This is a genomic window from Streptomyces sp. L500 (genome assembly GCF_054551825.1).
In genome coordinates this window covers 23189-29906 of the sequence record NZ_JBTOLC010000059.1, presented here as the reverse complement: position 1 = coordinate 29906, position 6718 = coordinate 23189, and the positions used below count along the sequence as shown (strand labels likewise).

Sequence of the window (6718 nt, the reverse complement as noted above, 5' to 3'; positions counted from 1 at the left end):
TACCACGCCATCATCGGCACCCTGGAGCAGGTCGGCATCGCCACCGCCATCGCGGCCCCCATCGGCCTGCTGACGGCGATCTACCTGGTCGAGTACGGCCGCGGCAAGCTCGCGAAGGCCGTCACCTTCTTCGTCGACGTCATGACGGGCATCCCGTCGATCGTCGCGGGCCTGTTCGTCCTCAGCTTCTGGATCCTGATGATGGACAACGGCTACTCCGGCTTCGCCGGGTCGATGGCCCTGGCCATCCTGATGATGCCGGTCGTCGTCCGCTCCACGGAGGAGATGCTCAAGCTCGTCCCCAACGAGCTGCGCGAGGCCTCCTACGCCCTGGGCGTGCCCAAGTGGCGCACGATCCTCAAGGTGGTCCTGCCCACCGCGATCGGCGGCATCGCCACCGGTGTGATGCTCTCGGTCGCCCGGATCGCCGGTGAGTCCGCCCCGATCGTCCTCCTGGTCTTCGGCTCCCAGGTGATCAACAACAACCCCTTCGAAGGCGCCCAGTCCTCGCTGCCGTACTACATCTACGAGCAGTGGGCGGCCGGCAACGAGGCCAGCTACGACCGCGCCTGGGCCGCGGCGCTGGTCCTCATCGCCTTCGTCATGATCCTCAACCTGGTGGCCAGGGGCATCGCCCGCTGGAAGGCCCCCAAGGCCGGCCGCTGACGCGGACGCGTTTTTACGAAAGAAGTAGTGATCCCCATGGCCAAGCGAATCGACGTCAGCGGCCTGAACGCCTACTACGGCACCCACAAGGCCATCGAGGACATCTCGATGACCGTGGAGCCCCGCTCCGTGACGGCCTTCATCGGCCCCTCCGGCTGCGGCAAGTCCACCTTCCTGCGCACCCTCAACCGGATGCACGAGGTCACCCTCGGCGGCCGGGTCGAGGGCAAGGTGATGCTGGACGACGAGAACCTGTACGGCTCCGGGGTCGACCCGGTGGCCGTGCGCCGCACGGTCGGCATGGTCTTCCAGCGCCCTAACCCCTTCCCGACCATGTCCATCTACGAGAACGTGGTCGCCGGCGTCCGCCTCAACGGCGGCCAGTACCGCAAGTCCGAGCTGGACGGGATCGTGGAGAAGTCCCTCAAGGGCGCCAACCTCTGGAACGAGGTCAAGGACCGCCTCAACAAGCCGGGCGCCGGCCTCTCCGGCGGTCAGCAGCAGCGGCTGTGCATCGCCCGGGCCATCGCGGTCGAGCCGCAGGTCCTGCTGATGGACGAGCCCTGCTCGGCGCTCGACCCGATCTCCACGCTCGCCATCGAGGACCTCATCGGCGAGCTGAAGGAACGCTTCACGATCGTCATCGTGACCCACAACATGCAGCAGGCGGCCCGGGTCTCCGACCGCACCGCCTTCTTCAACCTGGCGGGCGTCGGCCAGCCGGGCAAGCTGATCGAGATCGACGACACGGAGCGCATCTTCTCCAACCCGTCGGTCCAGGCCACGGAGGACTACATCTCGGGCCGCTTCGGGTAAGCCGAGCGCCCCGAAGGGGCGCGGGGCTGTGTTCTCCGGGGGAAACCCCCGGACCCCCGGGCGCGATCAACCACGTACAACCCGCACCCGCACACAAGCCGCCTCGCGGTGCTGCATGGCGGTGCCACCGCAAGGCAAAGGCCCGCCCCCCTGTTCGTACCAGGGGGGCGGGCCCTTTTCATCCGGCGAAGGGGTCACCCGAACGCGAGGTTGACCACCCAGTAAGCCAGCGCAGCGACGAGCGCCGCGGCCGGCATCGTGATGAACCAGCCGAGAATGATGTTCTTGGCCACACCCCACCGCACCGCGTTGACCCGCTTCGTCGCACCCACGCCCATGATGGCCGAGGTGATGACGTGCGTCGTCGAGATCGGCGCGTGGAACATGAACGCGGTCGTGAACATCACGGACGCGCCGGTCGTCTCCGCCGCGAAACCCTGCGGCGGGTCCAGCTCGATGATCTTCCGGCCCAGCGTCCGCATGATGCGCCAGCCACCCGCGTACGTACCCAGCGAGAGCATGATCGCGCAGGCGAGCTTGACCCACACCGGGATCGCGTCGCCCTTGCTCTGCACGTCGCCGATGACCAGGGCCATCATCACGATGCCCATGGTCTTCTGGGCGTCCTGCAGACCGTGGCCGAGCGCCATGCCGGCGGCCGAGACGGTCTGCGCGATGCGGAAGCCGCGCTTGGCCTTGTGCGGGTTGGCCCGGCGGAACATCCACATGATCGCGACCATCACCAGATAGCCGAGGATCAGGCCGACGAACGGCGAGAGGAACATCGGGACGACGATCTTGTCGATGACGCCCGTCCAGATGACGGTCGTGCCGCCCGCGAGCGCCGCGCCCACCATGCCGCCGAAGAGGGCGTGCGAGGAGGACGAGGGCAGACCGAAGTACCAGGTGATCAGGTTCCAGGCGATCGCGCCGATGAGGGCCGCGAAGAGGATGCCCATCCCCTTGTCGCCCGTCGGCGTCTCGATCAGGCCCTCGCTGACCGTCTTGGCCACGCCGCTGCCCAGGAAGGCACCGGCGAGGTTCATCACGGCCGCCATCGCGAGGGCCGCGCGCGGGGTCAGCGCCCGCGTGGAGACCGAGGTGGCGATGGCGTTCGCGGAGTCGTGGAAGCCGTTCGTATAGGTGAATCCGAGCGCGACCGCGATGGTCACGACAAGTGCAAACGTATCCACCGGAGGTCAGGACTCCTTGACCGCGATGGTCTCGACGGTGTTCGCCACGTGCTCGAACGCGTCGGCGGCCTCCTCGAGCACATCCACGATCTGCTTGAGCTTGAGCACCTCGATGGCGTCGTACTTGCCGTTGAAGAGGTGCGCGAGCAGCTTGCGGTGGATCTGGTCGGCCTGGTTCTCGAGGCGGTTGACCTCGATCCAGTACTCGGTCAGGTTGGTCATCGTCCGCAGGTTCGGCATCGCCTCGGCGGTCAGCTCCGCCGCCCGCGCGAGGACCTCGATCTGCTGCTCGACGCCCTTCGGCAGCTCCTCGACCTGGTAGAGGACGACCAGATCGACGGCCTCCTCCATGAAGTCCATGATGTCGTCGAGCGAACCGGCGAGAGAGTAGATGTCCTCGCGGTCGAACGGCGTGATGAAGGAGGAGTTCAGCTGGTGGAAGATCGCGTGGGTCGCGTCATCCCCGGCGTGCTCCGCTGCCCGCATCCGTTCGGCGATCTCGGCCCGGGCGGAGGCATCCGCTCCGAGCAGTTCCATCAGGAGCTTGGAGCCCGTGACGATGTTGTCCGCGGAGGCGGCGAACATGTCGTAGAAGCTCGTCTCCCTGGGGGTCAGACGAAAGCGCACGTGGGATCCTCGGGGTGCAGCGGATTCGGTCTCGTTGATGCTAGGCGCATCATCCGGCCACAGCTAACTGGCATTCCCTCAGTGTCGCCCATCGGGCAGAGTGCTCATGAAGGCGGTACGGGCCTCCGGCGGTGAATTTGGGTACGATATACCCGCTGGGGGTATACAAACGGGTGAGGAACGGCAGGACGCCGACAAGCGTGACATCATCCCGCACCCCGCTGATGACCAGCGCGGACGCGTCGGCGGAACGCCGGAGGACGCCATGACGGCCAGGGAGGCCACAGTGACCAGTGCCACTGAACCGGTCGGGGCGCCCTGCCACGGCGACGAGGCCCCTGCGGGCCCGCACGGCTACAGCAAGCAGAAGGACCAGCACCTCAAGCGGCTGCGCCGGATCGAGGGCCAGATCCGCGGCCTCCAGCGCATGGTCGAGGAGGACGTCTACTGCATCGACATACTCACGCAGGTGTCGGCGAGCACCAAGGCCCTCCAGTCCTTCGCCCTCCAGCTCCTCCAGGAGCACCTCCGCCACTGCGTGGCCGACGCGGCCCTCAAGGGCGGCTCGGAGATCGACGCGAAGGTGGAGGAGGCCAGCGCCGCCATCGCGCGGCTACTGCGCACCTGACGCCTTGGCGGGGTTGGCGGAGCCGCCGGGATTCCCTGGCTCCGTCCGCCGCACGGGCCGGACGACGCGGAGAACCTCATCGATCCGGTCGACGCTGAGCCGCTCCTCGTCCGCCATGGACGCCGCGATCATCAATTCACCGTAGAGATCGATCTCGATGAGGGCCACGGGGTCCGGCCCGCCGCACAAACCGCGTCGCGGAACCACGCGATTCACCTCCTCGGGTCCTCGGGGCTTCGGGACTCACCGGCCTGGGCCGTCAGGTCACCGCTTTCCAGCGTAGTGATCGGTACACACACCGCGCATGGCACAGATGGACCATTTCCATGGCCAACCATGTCCTCCCGCGTTATTTCTGTGGCGAAGCGACCGTGCCCGCATAGATTTCGGCGGGCGCGGGAAGCCAGATGTCCGGCCGGAATCCAAAGGAGCCGAGCTCGACGGTCGACACCACCGTCATCGGGGTGGCCGGCGCCGCGCTCTGCCGCTGGTAGGCGGGCGCCCCGGGAAGGCCCGCGCCGGGTGAACCGCCCGGGGAGCCGCCGTCCGACGAGCCTCCGACCGACGGGCCCCCGACCGATGAGCCACCGGGAGAGAACGTCGCGGGGGCCGTGGCGATCCCCGTCCCGCTCACCGGGCCACGCGTCTCGCCCACCGGCGCGCGTCCGCCGGCCCGTGCGTCCCGCGCCCCGACCCCGAAGCGGTACCGCAGCACCCGCGGCCGTCCCGCCTCGTCGAGATAGGCGTCGAACGCGACCGTCCCACTGGAGAACCCTTTCGCCGCGGCTGCCAGCGCGGCCCGGTCCCGTTCGGGCGCGGCGCGCGCGGCCCGGTCCAGATCGATCGTCCCCCAGTAGTGCCCCACGCGCGTGTCGCCGATCCACTCGTCCCGTACGTACGCCACCTCGCGCGCCCCGCCGAGCAGCTCGGCCGCCGCGAGGGGGTCGGTGGCACCGCTCGTGAGCAGGTCGCCGTCCGGGAGGGCACCCGTGTCGAGCCGGACCCATTTGCCGGCGGGAACACCCGCGCCCCGGTTCTTCATATACAGCGCGCCCGGCGTGAAGACCTCCGTGATCGCCCTGCGGCCGACGCTCCCGTCGGCACCCTCGGGCAGCGTCACGGTGAGCCGCCCCGCCGGGCGGGCGAAGTCGTAGCCGCCCTTGCCCCGGATCGTCAGCCGCGTCCCGCCGCTGACGGTCTCCATGGACGTCCGCACCCTGGCGCCCCCGGCCCGGACCAGGGCCTCGGGGGCGTGCCGCACGACGGCGAGCGCCCGCGCGGGATCCACTCCCACCGGGCCCTCCAGCTGCGCCTGCCGGACCTGACCGCTCGCCGCGTGCCACAGGCCCTTGCCGTCCTGGCCCCGCTCGGCGGGCCCGCCCTGTTCGGCGCAGCCGGAGACGGCGAACACCCCGAGGGCGATGCCGCCCGCCAGCGCGGTGGCGACGATCGCGCCTCCGCGTCTGCGTCCCTGCACCGCCATGGCTGTAAGCCCCCTGCCGCACGCTAGTGGAACCCGCTTCTTCCAACGACCGCCCCGGGGCGGTCGTCACGGCCGGGTAGCGTGGTCACGTGTCCGATCCCGCTGACCACATCATCAGTACGAGCGAACGGGGCTCGTTCTGCACGGCTCGCTGCACCTGCGGCTGGTACGGCCCGGCCCGCCGAGCCCGCTCCTTGGCGAGAGCGGACGCGGAGGATCACGTCGTGACGGCGAAAATCAGCCCGTCCGGCGTTTGAGGACCGGGGGTCCGGGGGCGGAGCCCCCGGGAAACGGTGAAAGGGCGGGGCTGGGGCGACGCTAAGCGGCGAGGTCCCGATCGTGCGCCCGCACGTCGTGCCCGGGCGCCACCGCCGCGGCCGGCGCGACAGCCGAATCCGCACCGGCACCCGCCGCCCCCGCCCGCACGAGCCACCCGCACCGCGTCCCCGCGACCCACCGCGTCAACGGCGTGAGCAGCATCATCGCCAGCGGGGCGAGAAGCAGCGTGACGGCCGTCCCGAGCGCCAGCCCACCGACGACGTCCGTTGGGTAATGCACGCCCATATAAACCCGGCAGAATCCCTCAAGCAGGGCGAGCCCGATGCCGATGAGCCCGTACTTCCGGTTGGCCACGAACAGTCCGACGCCGAGCGCCATCGTGAGCGTGGCGTGGTCGCTGACGAAGGAGAAGTCCGTCTTCCCCTTGACCAGCACCTCCAGGCCCTGGTGGTCGAGGAAGGGCCGGGGCCGGCGGACGAATCCCCGGATGGGCACGTTGATCAGCAGGGCGATCCCGGCCGCCAGCGGCGACCACAGCAGAGCGGCCGTCCCTGCCGGTGCGTCCTTGCTCTTGCGAACGCTCCACCAGGCGCACAGCATCAGCACGGCGAGGCCGAAGAGGATGCCGTATTCGCCGAGGAACTCCATGGCGCGGTCGGCCCAGTTGGGTGCGCCCTTGGCGATGCCGTTGATGTCGTAGAGCAGGCTGACGTCGGGGTTGGTCTCACCTCCGGCCAGCACGGCCACTGGCATGGAGTCTCCCGTCACGAGTCCAGCCATCGCCGCCGCCCCTATCTGTCGCCCGACACCACGCCCAGCCACCGACCCCCGTGGTCCGTGCGCCGCAGCTCGCGGCGCTGCTTTCCCACTCCAATGGAACGCCTGGCTCCGGCCCGCCGTTCCACTCTCCACCCAATGATCACCTGGACGTTATCGAAGGGTGACCCATAGCCCCAGCTCAGGGGTGAGGTTCACGGGAAGTTCAAGCCATTCCCGCCCTGATGCGGCATCACACACCACCACGTC

At 69.2% G+C, this 6718-nt stretch carries 8 protein-coding genes; 3 read left to right on the top strand and 5 right to left on the bottom strand.

What is annotated here, in order from left to right:
• Both pstA and pstB read left to right on the top strand, forming a co-directional pair.
• Positions 1 to 666: phosphate ABC transporter permease PstA (gene pstA, locus ACX9I7_RS29950; RefSeq protein ID WP_459389099.1), on the top strand; the 666-nt coding region annotated here is incomplete at its 5' end.
• Positions 667 to 702: 36 nt separating this feature from the next.
• Positions 703 to 1482, top strand: a complete 780-nt coding sequence (gene pstB, locus ACX9I7_RS29945; RefSeq protein WP_459389098.1) for a phosphate ABC transporter ATP-binding protein PstB — start codon at positions 703 to 705, stop codon at positions 1480 to 1482.
• 194 nt (positions 1483 to 1676) lie between these two features.
• On the opposite strand, the gene ACX9I7_RS29940 is transcribed toward pstB, so the two are convergent.
• Together ACX9I7_RS29940 and ACX9I7_RS29935 are read right to left on the bottom strand one after the other, a co-directional pair.
• Positions 1677 to 2675, bottom strand: coding sequence for an inorganic phosphate transporter (locus ACX9I7_RS29940; protein ID WP_189453510.1), 999 nt, complete (start codon positions 2673 to 2675; stop codon positions 1677 to 1679).
• A gap of 6 nt (positions 2676 to 2681) precedes the next feature.
• Positions 2682 to 3302, bottom strand: a complete 621-nt coding sequence (locus tag ACX9I7_RS29935; RefSeq protein WP_358633006.1) for a DUF47 domain-containing protein — start codon at positions 3300 to 3302, stop codon at positions 2682 to 2684.
• 265 nt (positions 3303 to 3567) lie between these two features.
• On the opposite strand from ACX9I7_RS29935, the gene ACX9I7_RS29930 reads away from it, so the two are divergent.
• On the top strand, positions 3568 to 3930 hold the full coding sequence (locus ACX9I7_RS29930; protein WP_387575682.1) for a metal-sensitive transcriptional regulator: 363 nt from the start codon (positions 3568 to 3570) through the stop codon (positions 3928 to 3930).
• Here ACX9I7_RS29930 and ACX9I7_RS29925 read toward each other — a convergent pair.
• The 3 genes from ACX9I7_RS29925 to ACX9I7_RS29915 all read right to left on the bottom strand — a co-directional run bounded on the left by ACX9I7_RS29925 (position 3916) and on the right by ACX9I7_RS29915 (position 6439).
• A complete protein-coding gene (locus ACX9I7_RS29925; RefSeq protein WP_387575683.1) occupies positions 3916 to 4137 on the bottom strand; it encodes a hypothetical protein in 222 nt (73 codons plus the stop codon). The two genes, ACX9I7_RS29930 and ACX9I7_RS29925, sit on opposite strands and share 15 nt — an antisense overlap.
• A 142-nt stretch (positions 4138 to 4279) precedes the next feature.
• On the bottom strand, positions 4280 to 5413 hold the full coding sequence (locus ACX9I7_RS29920; RefSeq protein ID WP_459389097.1) for a hypothetical protein: 1134 nt from the start codon (positions 5411 to 5413) through the stop codon (positions 4280 to 4282).
• A 318-nt stretch (positions 5414 to 5731) separates the two neighbouring features.
• Positions 5732 to 6439: a phosphatase PAP2 family protein gene (locus ACX9I7_RS29915; protein WP_459389100.1), complete on the bottom strand. Its 708-nt coding sequence runs from the start codon at positions 6437 to 6439 to the stop codon at positions 5732 to 5734.
• Positions 6440 to 6718: the final 279 nt, after the last annotated feature.

Excerpts from the sequence above, each read along its gene's own strand:
- ACX9I7_RS29930 (WP_387575682.1), top strand. The coding sequence starts at position 3,568 with ATGACGGCCAGGGAGGCCACAGTGACCAGTGCCACTGAACCGGTCGGG.
- pstB (WP_459389098.1), top strand. The coding sequence starts at position 703 with ATGGCCAAGCGAATCGACGTCAGCGGCCTGAACGCCTACTACGGCACC.
- ACX9I7_RS29920 (WP_459389097.1), bottom strand. The coding sequence starts at position 5,413 with ATGGCGGTGCAGGGACGCAGACGCGGAGGCGCGATCGTCGCCACCGCG.